11 protein-coding genes and 1 pseudogene are annotated in these 15,201 nt (G+C 72.1%); 5 read left to right on the forward strand and 7 right to left on the reverse strand.

The annotated features are described in order from the left end of the window. Positions 1-58: 58 nt before the first annotated feature. Positions 59-2,740, reverse strand: coding sequence for a hypothetical protein (locus tag OG519_RS31090; protein WP_405590949.1), 2,682 nt, complete (start codon positions 2,738-2,740; stop codon positions 59-61). Between the two features lie 478 nt (positions 2,741-3,218). Here OG519_RS31090 and OG519_RS31095 point away from each other — a divergent pair, with 478 nt between their 5' ends. Beyond that, complete coding sequence (locus OG519_RS31095; RefSeq protein WP_405590952.1) at positions 3,219-4,010, forward strand: transglycosylase SLT domain-containing protein; 792 nt, start codon at positions 3,219-3,221, stop codon at positions 4,008-4,010. Positions 4,011-4,102: 92 nt separating this feature from the next. On the opposite strand, the gene OG519_RS31100 is transcribed toward OG519_RS31095, so the two are convergent. Next, complete coding sequence (locus tag OG519_RS31100; protein WP_405590955.1) at positions 4,103-5,050, reverse strand: LysR family transcriptional regulator; 948 nt, start codon at positions 5,048-5,050, stop codon at positions 4,103-4,105. Positions 5,051-5,186: 136 nt separating this feature from the next. On the opposite strand from OG519_RS31100, the gene OG519_RS31105 reads away from it, so the two are divergent. Then, a complete protein-coding gene (locus OG519_RS31105; RefSeq protein ID WP_405590958.1) occupies positions 5,187-6,476 on the forward strand; it encodes an MFS transporter in 1,290 nt (429 codons plus the stop codon). Between the two features lie 33 nt (positions 6,477-6,509). Here OG519_RS31105 and OG519_RS31110 read toward each other — a convergent pair whose 3' ends face one another. Then, complete coding sequence (locus tag OG519_RS31110) at positions 6,510-7,517, reverse strand: ArsR/SmtB family transcription factor (protein ID WP_405590961.1); 1,008 nt, start codon at positions 7,515-7,517, stop codon at positions 6,510-6,512. An 88-nt stretch (positions 7,518-7,605) separates the two neighbouring features. Between OG519_RS31110 and OG519_RS31115 the strand changes: the two genes are divergently transcribed. Beyond that, positions 7,606-8,862, forward strand: coding sequence for an MFS transporter (locus OG519_RS31115; protein WP_405590964.1), 1,257 nt, complete (start codon positions 7,606-7,608; stop codon positions 8,860-8,862). A gap of 528 nt (positions 8,863-9,390) precedes the next feature. On the opposite strand, the gene OG519_RS31120 is transcribed toward OG519_RS31115, so the two are convergent. Next, positions 9,391-10,413, reverse strand: a complete 1,023-nt coding sequence (locus OG519_RS31120; protein ID WP_405593131.1) for an LLM class flavin-dependent oxidoreductase — start codon at positions 10,411-10,413, stop codon at positions 9,391-9,393. Between the two features lie 213 nt (positions 10,414-10,626). Next, positions 10,627-10,827, reverse strand: a pseudogene (locus tag OG519_RS31125) (SAM-dependent methyltransferase); the annotation flags it as partial. A 210-nt stretch (positions 10,828-11,037) separates the two neighbouring features. Between OG519_RS31125 and OG519_RS31130 the strand changes: the two are divergent. Both OG519_RS31130 and OG519_RS31135 read left to right on the forward strand, forming a co-directional pair. Next, entirely contained in the window at positions 11,038-11,505 is a 468-nt protein-coding gene (locus OG519_RS31130; RefSeq protein ID WP_405590967.1) for an FxsA family protein, read from the forward strand. A 130-nt stretch (positions 11,506-11,635) separates the two neighbouring features. Next, positions 11,636-12,316 carry a peptide deformylase gene (locus tag OG519_RS31135; RefSeq protein WP_405590970.1) on the forward strand — a complete coding sequence of 227 codons (681 nt, stop codon included), beginning with the start codon at positions 11,636-11,638 and terminating at the stop codon, positions 12,314-12,316. Between the two features lie 329 nt (positions 12,317-12,645). Here the strand turns inward: OG519_RS31135 and fabF are convergent, their stop codons facing one another. Together fabF and OG519_RS31145 are read right to left on the reverse strand one after the other, a co-directional pair. Continuing rightward, positions 12,646-13,887, reverse strand: coding sequence for a beta-ketoacyl-ACP synthase II (gene fabF / locus OG519_RS31140; RefSeq protein WP_405590973.1), 1,242 nt, complete (start codon positions 13,885-13,887; stop codon positions 12,646-12,648). A gap of 108 nt (positions 13,888-13,995) precedes the next feature. Next, positions 13,996-15,012: a beta-ketoacyl-ACP synthase III gene (locus tag OG519_RS31145; RefSeq protein WP_405590976.1), complete on the reverse strand. Its 1,017-nt coding sequence runs from the start codon at positions 15,010-15,012 to the stop codon at positions 13,996-13,998. Positions 15,013-15,201: the final 189 nt, after the last annotated feature.

A 15,201-nucleotide genomic window follows, 5' to 3' on the forward strand; every position in this document is an offset into this window, starting at 1 on the left:
CGCCCCCCGGGTCCTCGACCCGGGGGACGGCGCTGTCAGGGCGGGTGTACTCATCGGCTCAGGCCCGGGTGGTGAAGCCGTCGAGGGTGCCGTACTGGCCGGAGAGCTTGGTCACCACGATGGTGTGCGTGCCCGAGGCGAGGGTGCCGGAGGTGTAGACCGCGACGTTCGCGTGCCGGGCGCCGTCGCTCGGCGTGGTGCTGACGACCTGTTGCGATCCGCCGTCGATGCTGATGCCGACGTTTCCCTGGTCGGTGAACTGCTCGCCGTAGACCTGGATCCCGGTGCCGGTGAAGGTGAGCGAAGCCGTCGATCCGTTGGCCGTCGCGTAGTGGACGTCGCTCTGGTAGTCGCCGAAGGTGCGGCCGCTCGCGTACGAGAAGCCGCTGTAGGTGATCCTGCTGTCGGTGTCGTTGAGCCGGGTCGCGCTCGGGTCCTGCGGGGTGACGGAGATCTGCCCGGCGGTGGTGCCGGCCGGAATCGGGACGATCATGAACCCGCTGGACAGATGGGTCACGTTGCCGGCCTGGGTGGTGCCGACGTACACCGGTGTCGCGGGGCCGAAGCCCTCGCCGGCGACGAGCACCTGCGTCGCGTTGGTGGTCGGTGACACGTAGAAGATGCCCGGGCTGACGGTGGTCACCGGCGCGAAGGAGCCGGAACCCCGGCCCGCCGCGCTCAGCAGCGCGCTGGGGAGGTCGCTCGGCTTGGGGGCGGCGGGGATGGTGGTGTTCCCGCTGGCGTGCGTGTCGACCGGCTGGGCGCAGGGGTAGGACTGGATGTTGGCGGAGAAGTAGTTGCCGGTGATCCAGAAGTGGCCCGTCGGGCTGCAACCGCCCTGTGCGCTGGCCCCGGCGCTGAAGGCGATGTTGCCCTGCCAGTTGACCCATTCCGAACCCGCGTCGTCGTAGTAGGTGAAGTTGGTCGTCGGACCGTCGTAGGCGACGTTGCCGGTGACCTGAAGGCCCTTGGCCAGGGTCTGCGCCGGGTCGATCGTGGTTCCGTCCGCCTGGTACACGTACTGCGCCTGGTGTCCCTCGACGTACACGGCGCCGCCGTCGCTCCGGACCGACAGGTAGTCGTGGATGACGTTGTCGCTGATGGCGTTGGAGCCGTTGATGTTCGTGCTGTTCCGCGGGGTGCTCGCCTGGTCGACATGGCCCTGGACGACGCCGGCGGTGATGCCGGTGTAGGGCAAATTGTAGAGATTGTTCCTGGTGATGGTGGTGTGCTGCGAGAACAGCAGGGTGATGCCGCTGGCCGACGAGTAGTCGGTGCCGATGCGGTGGATGATGTTGTCCGACACGGTGGTACCGGTGAGGATCTCGTTGGCGCCGATCGTGTCGCCGCTGACCGCGGAGGCGTCGGGGGCGCAGTTCTGCTTGATGCCCGCGGCTTCCGACGAGTCGGTCGGCAGCGGGTCGTAGGTGCAGCCGAGCAGGAGCGCGGTGGAGGCGATGTCGGTGAACTCATTGCCCTGGATGAGGGTGTTGGCGGATCCGTACATCACGCTCAGCCCCGCGCCGCCGAGTTCGGCGAAACGGTCGCCGGTGAGGGTGACGTTCTTGGCGGCGCTGAACGCGACGTTCGCCAGCGGCTGCGTCAGCGATCCCCAGGGGCAGCTTCCCGCGGGAGTGGAGAAGGTGCACATGCTCTGGTTGTTCGCGCCGGTCATCCGCAGATTGCTCTGCACGTCGGCGAAACCGGAGCTGGTGGAGGGGGCGTTCCAGGTCGCGTACGAGAACTGGAGGCCGCTGAAGGTGAGGTCGTGCAGGGGCGCGGCAAGCGTACCGGCGCCCCGGACCAGTGACTCCAGGCGCGGCAGTTCCACCTCGAGGCCGGCCATCGGCTGGCCCGCGGAAGGCTTGTAGTAGAGCGTGCCGCCGGCGCCGTCCAGGAACCACTGCCCGGACCCCAGCAGGGCCTGCGCGTTCTCGACGAGCGCGGGCATGGTGCTGTTCGACATGGACGGCAGACCGCCGCTTCCCTGGGCGAAGGACGCCCTGGCGGTCACGTCGGTCCAGCACGGCTGGCTCATCTTCAGCGTCCCGGCCGACGCCGAGAAGCTCGCCACGCGGCATCTCGACTCGGTCCAGGGCCCGTTGCCACCGGGGTAGTCGAACTCGACTCCCGCCACCTGGCTCGCGGTCAGTGACCCGAACCACGCCATCGCCGCCTGGTCGGCGGAGATCGTGTAGCCGGTCGAAGAGCCGGTCCACGAGCCGCGGAATCCCAGACTCGCCGGGGACGCCTGCGCGACCGGCACCTCGTGCCCGCCGATGTAGAGCTGGCGGCTGTTGCTCCCGCCGGGTACGGGAGCGGACCAGACGCCGCTCGATCCGACCTGCGTCCAGCCGGTGATCTGCGAGGCCCCCGAGATCACCGGATGCGCTCCCGGCGCCGCCTTCCACACCACGGGGTGGCCCGCGGTGCCGGAGTCCGCGGCGCCGAGGGTCCAGGTGCTCGACAGGCGGTACGTACCGTCGGCCAGCAGCACGCTGACGTCCGCGGAACCGTTCGCCGCAACATGCGAGCGCACCGCGCTCTGGGCGCCCGACAGCGAACAGGGGGCCGCGGCGGAACAAGCGGAGCCGGCGCCGGAGGGAGAGGCGTAGAGGGTGACGGCGGTCGCGGCGGTGGCGGCCTGAACCGCCGGTCCCACCATCGTCAGACTGAGGATTGCCCCGAGCGGGCCGACACGGCGCAGCAGCCTCCGCGTGATCGAGCCTTCTGGTGACACGGGCGAGTCCTTCCCTCCGCACTTACATCCGATGTTTGCGTGAATGTTCGGCCCGTGCGTATCCGCTGTCAAGGGATCGCACACGCTCTGAACCGGCCAACCCGAGCCCGCCCGATGGCCACTGCTCCACGCACATCCGATGATTTCGCCCCGCAGGCGCGCGCACGAGGGTCCGGAGGAAACCCCGCGGCCCCCCCGCGCGCTCGCGCGCCCCCGACCTAAAAGCGGGCACATAACGCGCCGCACGGGTCACATAAAGCGACGCCGCGACCGGCCCTTCGTGATTCCATCCATAGGACGTGCGTCACATAGCAAGGCGCTTAGTATCCCGCACCCCTGCGCTGCAAACGATACCCGGACTATTCGGCGCCCCTTCCGCGGCCGGCTACGAAGCATATTCGTAGACGCGCTCTTTGACCCGTGAATTCGAAGCGATTAAGAATTCACGGGTCCGCTCAACGGAAGAGGTAAGTCTCGTATGCAGCTCACCACGATCCCGAACAAGCTCCCCACGTTCTCCAAGTTCAACCGGCTGTCGAAGAAGCAGAAGATCACGACGGCCGGCGCACTCGCCGCCACCGCTCTTGTGCTGTCAGTCACCGGACTGGAAGCAACCGCGGAAGCTTCGTCGGCGACCGCGGCGAGCGCCCGCACCGGGTTCTCCGTCTCCGCCGGCCAGCACGTCGCGGGGCTCGGTACGCAGTCCGGTGCGGCGGGCGACGCCGTCACGAAGAGCGCCGAGGGTGGCACGCTCAGTATGAAGACCGTCGTCGTGCCCACGGCGCACACCATGGCCGCCAAGCCGGCCGCCAAGCACGCCCCGGCCAAGCCGGCCGCCAAGCCCAAGCCGGTCAAGCACGCGGTCAAGCACGCGGCCGCGCACAAGGCCGCCGCGCCCGCGCCCGCCAAGAAGGCGCACGCCGCGCACCGGCCGGCCGTGAAGACCTACCCGAACAACCTCGACGGCTGGATCCGGCAGTCGCTGGACATCCTGCACGCCAAGGGGATCCCGGCCAGCTACAGCGGCATTCACCGCAACATCATCCGCGAGTCGAGTGGTAACCCGAACGCGATCAACCTGTGGGACATCAACGCCAAGAACGGAATTCCGTCCAAGGGCCTGCTCCAGGTGATCAACCCGACCTTCAACCACTATCACGTGGCGGGAACGTCGTGGAACATCTACAACCCGGTCGCCAACATCACCGCCGCCTGTAACTACGCGGCCGACCGGTACGGCTCGATGGACAACGTGAACTCCGCGTACTGATCGACGGCACCCGACCGGTACGGCCGGTCGTGACGGAATCCCGGGGAACCTGAAGGAATCCCGGGGAACCTGAAGGAAAGGGCGGCGGGACCTCAAAGGGACCCGCCGCCCTTTCGCGCCCACGTGGGCGTCCAGACCCCGGCGTCGGGCAGGGCTGTCCGCCGCAGGCCGAGGTATCCGCGCAGTTCGACGAGCCCGGGGTGCGGGTTGTCGCCGCGCCAGATCAGCGACATCGGGTAGACCGGCGCCGGGTCGCGTATCGGCACCCGCCGCAGGTCGTAGCTGTCCGGCCACAGATACCGGGAGCGCTCGCCGACCAGGGTCGCCAGGGCCGGGGAGCCGGCGATCTCGGCCAGCAGCGCCTCGTTCCCGAAGACCGGCCCGACCACGTCGATCGTGAGGCCGAAGACGGTCGCGAGTTCCTCGTAGTAGGCGGCCACCTCACCGCGGGCGTCCAGGCCGGGCATCCGGATCCGGTGGCCGGCGAGCTCCCACGGGCTGACGGCACGGGCCCCGGCCAGCGGGTGGCGGGGGCCGACCAGGAGCTGGTGCGGTTCGTCGATCACCCGGGCGGCCCGGATGGCCGCGGGCAGGCGCTGTCGCGCGGGAACGCCGTGGAAGGTGGCGTCGATCGTCCCGGCCTCGACCGCGGCGATCGCGCCGTCGATATCGGCGTCCAGCGTCACGACATCGAGTTCGATCCCGGGATGCGCCCGGTAGAAGTCCTGGAGCAGCCCGGCCGGCGCGATCCGCCGGTTGACGACATCGACCCGCAGCGCGCGCCGGCCCGGCCGGACGGACGCGTCGGCCCGCTCCGCCACCCGGAGAAGCTCACGGGCGTGGGGCAGGAACGCCTGCCCGTCGATGGTGAGCCGGGCGCCGCGGGCGGTGCGGGTGAACAGGCGCACGGCCAGCTCCCTCTCCAGCGCGGCGATGCGCTTGGAGACGGCCTGCTGGGTGATCGACAGCGCGGCGGCGGCCTCCTGGAACTGGCCGGCGTCCGCGGCGACGACGAAGGTGCGCACGGTATCGAGATCCACGCACGCGACCCTACGGGGGACAACCGGGGGTTGTGGCTCGCCGCCGCCCCGGTTGTTTGATACGCGCTGACCACCGCTGATTTGATGCGCAGCGATCCAACGGCGGGGTGCGGCGGACGGAATGAAGGTACGGAACGTGGTGGCGAGACGATCCCTGGGGCGGCCGTTCGGCTGGCTCTGGGCGGCATACGCGGTCAGCGCCTACGGGTCGGGGCTGGGGTTCGGGGCGCTCCCGCTGATCGCCGTGCTGGCGCTGCGCGCCGGGCCCGCCGAGGTGTCCGCGCTGTCCGCGGTGGGGCCGGCCGTGGGCGCGCTGATCGCGGTGCCGCTCGCGCCGTGGGTGGAGTTCCGGCGCAAGCGGCCGGTCATGATCGCGATGGACCTGACCCGGTTCGCGGCGATGGCGACGATCCCGGCCGCCTACGCCGCCGGGCGGCTCGGGTTCGCCCAACTGCTGGTGGTCTCCGCCGTGGTGGCCGCGGCCAAGATCGCCTTCAACGCGGCCAGTGGCGCCTACCTCAAGGCCCTGGTCGGGCCGGATGACCTGCTGGTGGCCAACGCGCGCCTGGAGTCGACGAACTGGAGCTCCATCGCGGTCGGGCCACCACTGGGCGGCGCGGCGATCGGCCTGTTCGGGCCGGTCACCACCGTGGTCGCCGACGCGCTCAGCTATCTGCTCTCCGCGCTGGGCATCACCGCGATCCGCCGCCGGGAAGAGGCGCCGCGCACGCCCGGCGGCAGCCCGGTCCGGGCCGGTGCGCTGCTCGACGGCTGGCGGCACATCCTGGGCCACCCCGTGCTGCGCGCGCTCTACCTCAACAACATGCTCGTGGCCGGCCTGATCATGGCCACCGAGCCGCTGCTTGCCGTCCTCCTCCTCCGCCAACTCGGCTTCCCGCCCTGGCAGTACGGCCTCGCCTTCGCCGCGCCGTGCGTCGGCGGACTCATCGGCTCCCGGCTCGCCCGCCGGGTCGTGGCCCGCTACGGGCGGCACGGGGTCTTCCGTACGGTCGGCACCCTGCGCGCGATCTGGCTGATCGGCCTGGTGTTCGTCCGCCCGGGCGTCGTCGGCCTGGTCACCGTGATCGCCGTCGAGCTGGCGATCATCATCAACATGAGCCTGTACGCCCCGGTACTCGCCACGTATCGGCTCGAACACACCCCCGGGCACCTCATCGCCCGCACCCTGTCGGCCTGGTCGATCGGCCAGCAGGCGTCCATCGCGGTCTGCACCGCGCTCGGCGGGCTGCTCGCCGGCCTCACCGGCCCACGTACCGCCCTCACGGTCGCGGGACTGCTCATCCTCACCAGCCCGCTGCTCCTGCCCCGCGGTGAGCGCCTCGCGCCCGTGGACGCCCGCGAGCCGGCCGCGCCCGGCCCGGACCCTCGGCAACCGATCCCCAGCCGTACGCCGGGAAGCCCCTGAGCGCGGCTGACGGCGGGACCGCAGCGGAGGGGGTCAACCGGTGGGTGACTCGGCGGGAGTCGCGCCGGTGACCAGGGCGTCGCCGAGGGCGGTGCGGCGGTAGAGGACGGAGCGGCCGGAGCGGGCGCGGGCGAGCAGTCCGGTGGTGCGCAGCACGCTGAGGTGGTCGCCGACCGCGCCGGGCGCCATCGTGAGGCTGCGGGCGAGCTGGCTGGTGCTGGCCGGCGTGCGCAGCTCCAGCAGGAGGCGGGCGCGGGAGTGGCCGAGCAGGGACGCGAGCGCTGCCAGCGCGTCCGGGTCGGGTGCCGTCCGCTCCCACAGCAGGGACGTGCCGCGGGCGAGGTAGATGAGGGCCTTGGGCCAGGGCTCGTCGTGGAAGACGGCCAGACCGGGCCAGACCAGGACGGAGGGCACCAGCAGCAGGCCCTCCCCGGCGAGGCTCACCTCCGCGTCGGTCGAGCGCAGCGGTACCGCCAGGTGCTGCCCCCGCCAGACCAGCCCCCGCTCCAGGCCCTCGATCGCCTCCTTCCAGCCGCGTTCGCCGATCACACCGACCCGGTGCACGATGTCGCGTTCGCAGACCGCCCGGAGCTGCGGCCAGTCCGGGGCGAGCAGCTCCCGCCAGGCGCGGTCGAGCGCGTCGGCGACCAGTTCCACGAGCTGGTCGGACGCCAGCAGCTCGCGGACGTGGCGGTCACGGGCCGGTTGTTCGCGCAGCACCTCGTCGATCTCCGCCCGCGCCACCGCGATCGGGGTGGCCCGGATCGCCGCGAGATCGTCCGCCCAGCGCTGGGTGAGGGCACGCGGGGGCGGGGCGAGGAAGTTGGGCGCCGCCGTGGCGGTCTGCAGGGCCAGCACCGCGTCCAGGGGTGTCTCCCGCCGCAGCCGCGCGAGGCCCGGGGCGAGCCGCGCCGTCCAGTCGGCCGGCAGCGCGGTGTCCCGGCCGTCGAGCCGGCGCAGCAGTCCGTTGAGCTCGAAGGCCGGCGACAGCGCGAACCGGCTGCGCAGCAGGTCCTCGGCGGTGGCGGTGAAACGGAGCATCCCTCAACCGTAGAGCGCCCGAGTCCGACCTTACGTCCGGTGGCGAATCTTTAGCCTCCCGCCGGGGTTCTCCGCGACGCTGCGGCGTATGACCACCGCATCCCCACCGCTCGCGGACCCCTCGGCGAGCCGTACGACGTACCGGCAGGTGCTCACCGAGCCGCGGTTCCGGCTGCTCTTCTCGACCCGGACGCTGGGGGTGATCGCCGACTCGCTGCGCGTGACCACCTTCTCCGCGCTGGTCTACGCGGGCACCGGGTCCGCGCTGCTGAGCGCGCTGGCCTTCGGCGCGGGATTCCTGCCGCAGCTCTTCGGCTCGCTGCTGCTCGGCTCGCTGGCCGACCGGCTGCCGCCGCGCGCGCTGATCGCCGGCGGCTACCTGCTGGAGGGCGCGGCGGCGGCCCTGCTCGCCTTCGTGCGGATGCCCATCGCGGTCGGCCTCGCGGTGATCGGCGCCGTGGCCTTGGTGACCCCCGCCTTCAGCGGCGCCTCCGCGCGGCTCGTCGCCCGCTGGCTCGACGGCGACGCCTACGTGCTGGGACGCTCGCTGAACAACATGGCCGCCAGCGGCGCGCAGCTCATCGGCCTGATGGTCGGCGGCGCCGCTGTGGCGGCGGCGGGGCCACGGGCGGCACTGGCGGCGGGGGCCGCGGCGCACCTGCTCTGCGCGGCGGTGGTGCGGCTGCGCCTGCCGCGGCTTGAGGCGGAGCCGGTGGTGGTGGCGGTCGGTGCGGGCGGCGGCGCGGTACGGGACAGCCTGCGCGGCGCCGGCGCACTGCTGCGGCACCGCGCGGTCCGTAGGCTGCTGTTCGCGCAGTGGCTGCCGAGCGCTTTCGTCGCCGGAGCGGAGGGGATGATCGTCGCGTACGCGGGTGGGCGCCACTTCGCGGCCGGCTCCTACGCCGTGCTGATGGCCTGCCTGCCGGTCGGCATGCTGCTGGGCGACCTCGTGGTGGGACGGTGGCTGCGGCCGGCCATCCGGGAACGCCTCGTGGTCCCGTTGATCGTCCTGATGGGGCTGCCGCTGCTGGGCTTCGCCGCCGACCCGGGCCGCGCGCTGTCCGCGGGGCTGCTGCTGCTCGCCGGCCTCGGCTTCGCCAACGGTCTCGGTCTGCAACGCGAGTTCCTGGACGCCCTGCCGGAAGAGGGCCAGGGCCAGGCGTTCGGCCTGCTCGGCTCCGGCAATATGACCCTCCAGGGCCTCGGCCCCGTCGCCATCGGCGCGATCGCCGCGCCGAGCGGTACGGGCGCCGCGATGGCACTGGCGGGTCTCGGCACGCTGCTGACCGCGGCGTGGATTCTGAGCTGGCGGCGCCCGCGCCCGACACCGAAGGCAGCCACCTGAAGCTGAGTGCCTTCGGAGTGGTCGAGGCCGGCACTTGCCGCTCCGCCCCCTGCGACCGCCGGGTGGGGTGGACCGGCTTCCCGCCACGCTGACGTACGGCGATGGCGCCGGCCTGGCGCGGCGCTGGGGTGTTCCGGCTGGTCGCAGCGGCGAGGCCCGGTCGGCCGGGCGGCGGCCCGGCCCGCGCTACCGGGGGCCGCGCTGGCCGGCACCGGAAGCGCCGGTCGGGCGCGGCGGGAGCGGGGTGTTCCGGGCGGCGGCCCGGCCGCGATACCCGGTGCCGCGCTGGTCGGCGGCGGAAGCGCGCGTCGAGCGCGGCGAGGTGGTGGGCATCGGCGATGGTTACCCGCCGGTCACAGCGCCGAGGCCCGGTCAGCCGGGCGGCCCGGCCCGCGCTACCGGGGGCCGCGCTGGTGGGTACCGGCAGGGGCGTACCCGCCGGTCGCAGCGGCGAGGCCCGGTCAACCAACCGCCGGCCCGGCGGAGCTCCGGGCGGGTTTTCCGGTCGGTCGGCCGCCGCGGGGGCGCTCAGCGCCAGCCGAGTTCCGGTGCCACGTGCGTGAGAATGCTCTCCAGCACGTGCGCGTTGTAGTCGACGCCGAGCTGGTTCGGGATCGTCAGCAGCAGCGTGTCCGCGGCCTGGATGGCCTCGTCCTCCTGGAGCTGCTTCACCAGCGCGTCCGGCTCGGCGGCGTACGAGCGTCCGAAGATCGCCCTGGTGGTGTCGTCGATCATGCCGACCTGGTCCCGCGAGTCGCGGTCGTTGCCGAAGTAGGCGCGGTCGATGTCGTTGGTCAGGGCGAAGATGCTGCGGCTGACCGACACCCGCGGTTCGCGCGTATGGCCCGCCGCCCGGTACGCCTCGCGGTACGCCTCGATCTGCTTGCGCTGCTGGACGTGCAGCGGCTCACCCGTCTCGTCGTCCTTCAGCGTGGAGCTCTGGAGGTTCATCCCCAGCTCCCCGGCCCACACGGCTGTCGCGTTCGACCCGGAACCCCACCAGATCCGCTCGCGCAGCCCCTCGGAGTGCGGTTCGACGCGCAGCAGGCCCGGCGGGTTGGCGAACATCGGCCGCGGGTTCGGCTGCGCGAAGCCCTCGCCCTCGATCACCTTCAGGAACGCCTCGGCGTGCCGGCGCGCCATGTCAGCGCTGGTCTCACCCTCGGCGGGGGCGTAGCCGAAGTAGCGCCAGCCGTCGATCACCTGCTCCGGTGATCCCCGGCTGATGCCGAGCTGGAGCCGGCCGCCGGAGATCAGGTCGGCGGCGCCGGCCTCCTCTGCCATGTACAGCGGGTTCTCGTAGCGCATGTCGATCACGCCGGTGCCGATCTCGATCTTCGAGGTCCGCGCGCCGATGGCCGAGAGCAGCGGGAACGGGCTGCCCGCCTGCCGCGCGAAGTGGTGCACGCGGAAGTAGGCACCGTCCACGCCGAGCTCCTCGGCGGCGACCGCCAGGTCGATCGACTGGTGCAGGAAGTCGGCGCCGGACCTGGTCCGCGAGTGCGGGCTCGGCGACCAGTGCCCGAACGAGAGGAATCCAATCTTCTTCACGCAGCTCACAGCGCACGGCGGCCACGTTTGATTCCCGGGTGACTCCCGGCGGGCGCTCTTCGCCGAGGCCGCCGTAGGGTCCCGCGCCCGCGCCTGGGCCGAGCCGGGAGCGGCGGGGGCTCGGCCGGTCCGCGCCGGCCGCGGGCCAGCGCCCGTCAGCCGGCGCGTCGGCTGAGGGGCGTCAAGGTGAAGCGCCGGGCCGGACCAGGGCCAGACCCGGTCCGCCGCGATCAGCAGGTACTGGAAGCTGCCGTTCTTGTACGCGGTCAAGAACGCGTCCTCGATGCCCGTGACCAGGTGATCGGCCTTCTTGCGCAGCTCCCAGTACGGAATCGTCTCGGCCGTGAGGTCCTCGACGTGGACCGGGACCAGGCGGTGGCGCGCCATCGCCCGGAAGTACGCCGAGCGCGGGTGGGCGCTGGGCGGGCGACGATCCGCGAGCCGTTCCCTCGCCCCGCGCGCCGGGCGTGCGGGGGTGCTTCGCCGCCGCACCGGGCCGTGACGCTCCCTGGCGATGGTGACGCAGATCCTGAGTGCTCACCCTTCGTAGCGGAGAACCGAGGCCTTGCGTGCGCGTCCTATCGTGCGCGCGACCGGTCCCGTCGGCTGCTGCACACTGGACATATGACTTCGACCACATTTTCCCCGATACATCCCGATCCGGCGGACCTGCCGAAACGGCGGCGGTCGAGAGCCCGCGCGCTGGCGCTGCTGGCGGCCGCCGTCGGGGCGGGGCTGGAGATCTGGGCGATGATCGTGGTGGCCTATGCCACCAACGGCTTCGTGGTGCTGTTCATCCTCCTGGCGGGCTCCGTTCTCGGCGCCGGCCTGGTCAGGCGGGCCGGGCTCGGCGCCTGGGACGACATGACGGCGACCCTGAAGCGCGCGGGGCGGCGGAAGGCCGGGTCCGAGGACGCGGCGGGCGGGACCGCGCCCACCCAGCGGCCGATCGACAGCAAGAGCGGCCTGCGCCTGCTCGGCGGCCTCCTGCTGAACGTGCCGGGACTCATCTCGGACGCGGTGGCTCTGGTGGTGCTCTTCCCGCCGATCCGCAGGCTCATCGGCGCCAGGGCCGGGGCGGCGCGGCGATAGCGCCTGGCGCGGCCGCGGATGTCTTCGCGGTCACGGCGGGCGGCTGCCACGTGCCGGGCGCGGGCCCCGGGACGGGCCGCCCGGGCCCGTCTGCGAGTATGTCGAGGTGTCGACTACTGATCGTGTGGAAATGGTGGACCGTATCCTCGCGGGCCCGCGCCCGCTGCGCATCGTCGCCGCGGGCGATCCGGTGCTGAGGCAGCCGGCCGCTCCGTACGACGGGGAGTTGGGCGAGGACCGGCTGCGAGCGCTGCTGGCCGCCATGCGGGAGACGCTGCTCGCCACCCAGGGGGCTGTCGGCCTGGCCGCACCCCAGGTGGGGCTGCCGCTCAACGTGGCCGTCATGGAGTACCCGCCGGAGCTGGCCGAGCGGGTGATCGAGCAGGGGGAGACCCCGCTGCCCTTCACGGTGCTGATCAATCCCTCCTACCGGGCGGCGGGGGAGCGGCACACCGCCTTCTTCGAGGGGTGCCTCAGTGTGCCGGGCTGGCAGGCGGTGGTGGTCCGTCCGGACCGGATCGAGCTGGGCTACGAGGACGAGACCGGGCGCAGGATCGACGAGGAGCGTACGGGGCTGCCGGCGCGTATCGCCCAGCACGAGACGGACCATCTGGCCGGCACGCTCTACCTCGACCGGGCGGAGCTGCGGTCCTTCAGCAGCCTGGAGGAGATGGCCAACCGCTGGAAGCCGGCCGGCCTGGAGGCCGCCGCCAAGGAACTCGGCTTCACCCTGCCGCCGGACCCGGACCCGGACCCGGACCCGGACCCGGACCCGGACCCGGACCCGGACCCGGACCCGGACGAGGGCTGAGCGAGCGCGTGACAGGTCGCGCACGTGTCGACACATGTGTGCGGGGCATGAGCCCACGGGCACATATGCCCGAATCATCGCCCTCCGGCCGACCAGTCCGGAGGCGCGACCCGGGCGGCGCCGCGTACTGATCCCGGTGCCGCCGCGGCGAATCGGGCAGCGTCTCGGCGGAGCCGATGCCCGGCGTCCCGGCGACTGGACGGCGCCGGGTTTCGTGAGTTCTCTGAGTGCGGTCGGGACCCGCGGTTTCCCCTGCCGGGTCGGTACCGCCGTGCCGGGCATCGGCTTTTCTCGGGGGCGTCGGCTTTCGGCGCGTCCGTGGGCCCTCGTCAGTGGTTCCTGAAGGCGAGGGTGACGTTGTGTCCGCCGAAGCCGAAGGAGTTGTTGAGGACGATGGCGTCGCCTGCGGGGAGTTCGCGTGGTTTGTCGCGGATGATGTCGAGGTCGACGCGTTCGTCGAGGGTGTCGATGTTGATGGTGGGGGGTGCGATGCGGTGGTGGAGGGCGAGGATGGCGGCGATGGATTCGACGGCGCCGGTGGCGCCGAGGAGGTGGCCGGTCATGGATTTGGTGGCGGAGATGGGGGCTTGGCCGGCGGTGGGGCCGAGGACGTGGTGGAGGGCTTGGAGTTCGGCGAGGTCTCCTTGGGGGGTGGAGGTGGCGTGGGCGTTGATGTGGATGACGTCGGTGGGGTTGGCGTGGGCGTCGGTGAGGGCGGCTTGGAGGGCGCGGGCGACGTCGCGGCCGTGGGGTTCGGGTTGGGCGATGTGGTGGGCGTCGGAGGTGAGTCCGAGGCCGGCTGCTTCGGCGTAGACGCGGGCGCCGCGGGCGTGGGCGTGTTCGCGGGATTCGAGGATGACGATGCCGGCGCCTTCGCCCATGACGAAGCCGTCGCGGTCTTTGTCGTAGGGGCGGGAGGCGGTCTGGGGGTCGTTGTTGCGTTTGGACATGGCCATCATGTTGGCGAAGGCGCTGATGACGACGGGGTGGATGCCGGCTTCGGTGCCGCCGGCGACGACGATGTCGGCGCGGCCGGAGCGGATCATTTCTATGCCGTAGGCGATGGCTTCGGCGCCGGAGGCGCAGGCGGAGGCGGTGGCGTGGATGCCGGCGCGGGCGCCGAGTTCGAGGCCCACATATGCGGAGGGGCCGTTGAGCATGAACATGGGGACCATGTGGGGGGAGACGTGGCGGGGTCCGCGGTTGTTGAGGGAGTCGTAGGAGGTGAGGAGGGAGGTGAGGCCGCCGAGGGCGGAGGAGACGACGACGCCGAGGCGTTCGGGGTTGATGTGGGGGGTGCCGGCGTCTTTCCAGGCTTCGCGGGCGGCGGTGAGGGCGAAGTGTGCGGAGCGGTCGGTTTTTCTGGCGAGGGCGTTGCCGATGAGGGGTGCGGGTTCGACGGCGGCGCGGCCGGCGAAGCGGACGGGGAGGTCGGTGGCCCAGTCTTCGGTGAGGGGGCGGGCGCCGGACTGGCCGGCGAGCAGTGCTTCCCAGGTGGTGGGTACGTCGCCGCCCAGCGGGGTGGTGGCACCGAGTCCGGTGACGAGCACGGTGCGGTCGGTGGTGGGCATCTCGATCCTTTCGGCTGAGGGTTCGTATCTGTTGCCGGGCCGCTCTTCCGGCCTGTTTCCGGGTCTGTTTCCGGGCCTGCTCTCGGGCCTGCCGTCGGGCCGGGTCGATCAGGGCAGGGTGATGACCTGTACGGCGTAGGACAGGCCCGCGCCGAAGCCGATGGTGAGCGCGAGACCGCCGCTGGGGGCCTGGCCGGTTTCCAGCAGGCGCTCCATGGCGAGCGGGATGGAGGCCGCGGAGGTGTTGCCGCTGTCGACCACGTCACGCGCGATGGCCACGCCGGCCGGCACCTTGAGGGTGCGGGCGAGCGTCTCGATGATCCGCAGGTTCGCCTGGTGCGGGATGAACGCCGCGAGCTGGTCCGAAGTGATGCCCGCCGCGTCCAGCGCCTGCTGGGCGGCCTTGGCCATCTCGTACACCGCCCAGCGGAAGACGGTGGGGCCCTGCATGGTCAGTGCGGGGAAGCGGTCGGGGACGCCGGGGCCGCGCAGGTCCAGCCAGGAGGACGTCTGGTCGATCACCTCGCGCTGGGAGCCGTCGGCTCCCCAGACGACGGTGCCGATGCCTGGCGTGGGCGAGGGGCCGATCACGGCTGCTCCGGCGCCGTCGCCGAAGAGGAAGGCGGAGCTGCGGTCGTCGTGGTCGATCAGGTCGGACATCCGCTCGGCGCCGACCAGCAGGACGTAGTCGGCGCTGCCGCCGCGGACCATGTCACCGGCGAGCGCGACGCCGTGGGTGAAGCCGGCGCAGGCGGCCGAGATGTCGAAGGCGGCGGCGTTGACCGCGCCGACCTTGTACGCGATCTCGGTGGCGACCGCGGGGATCTGCTTGAAGTGCGTGGAGGTGGCGACCATCACGGCGCCGACGTTTTCCGGCGCGATGCCGGCCTGCGCCAGGGCCTTGCCCGCGGCGGCGGCTCCCATGTGGGGGACGGTCTCCTCGGCGTCGGCGAAGCGTCGCTGGACGATGCCGGAGCGTTCGCGTATCCACTCGTCGCTGGAGTTGATCCGGGGCGCGATCTCGTCGTTGGTCACCGCGCGGGCGGGCCGGTAGCCGCCCACTCCGAGGATGCGGGCGTGCGCCGGACCGACCGGCGGGCGAAGCACGGGGTTCTGGTCGGACACTGTGGAGCTCCTCAGATGTCGGGAAGGTGATGGAACGGCTGAGCGGTGCGGTGAAGGGTGGGATGAGGGGTGCCGAGCTGAGGGCGCGTCAGGTGGACGGGGGCGGGAAATCGGGCAGCCGGTGGGCCCGGGGCGGCTCTTGGTGAGGGCCGGGCCCACCGGCCGCTGTGGTCGGGTGGGTCGATATGA

Source organism: Streptomyces sp. NBC_01190, from assembly GCF_045039895.1.
Taxonomy (GTDB): Bacteria; Actinomycetota; Actinomycetes; order Streptomycetales; family Streptomycetaceae; genus Actinacidiphila.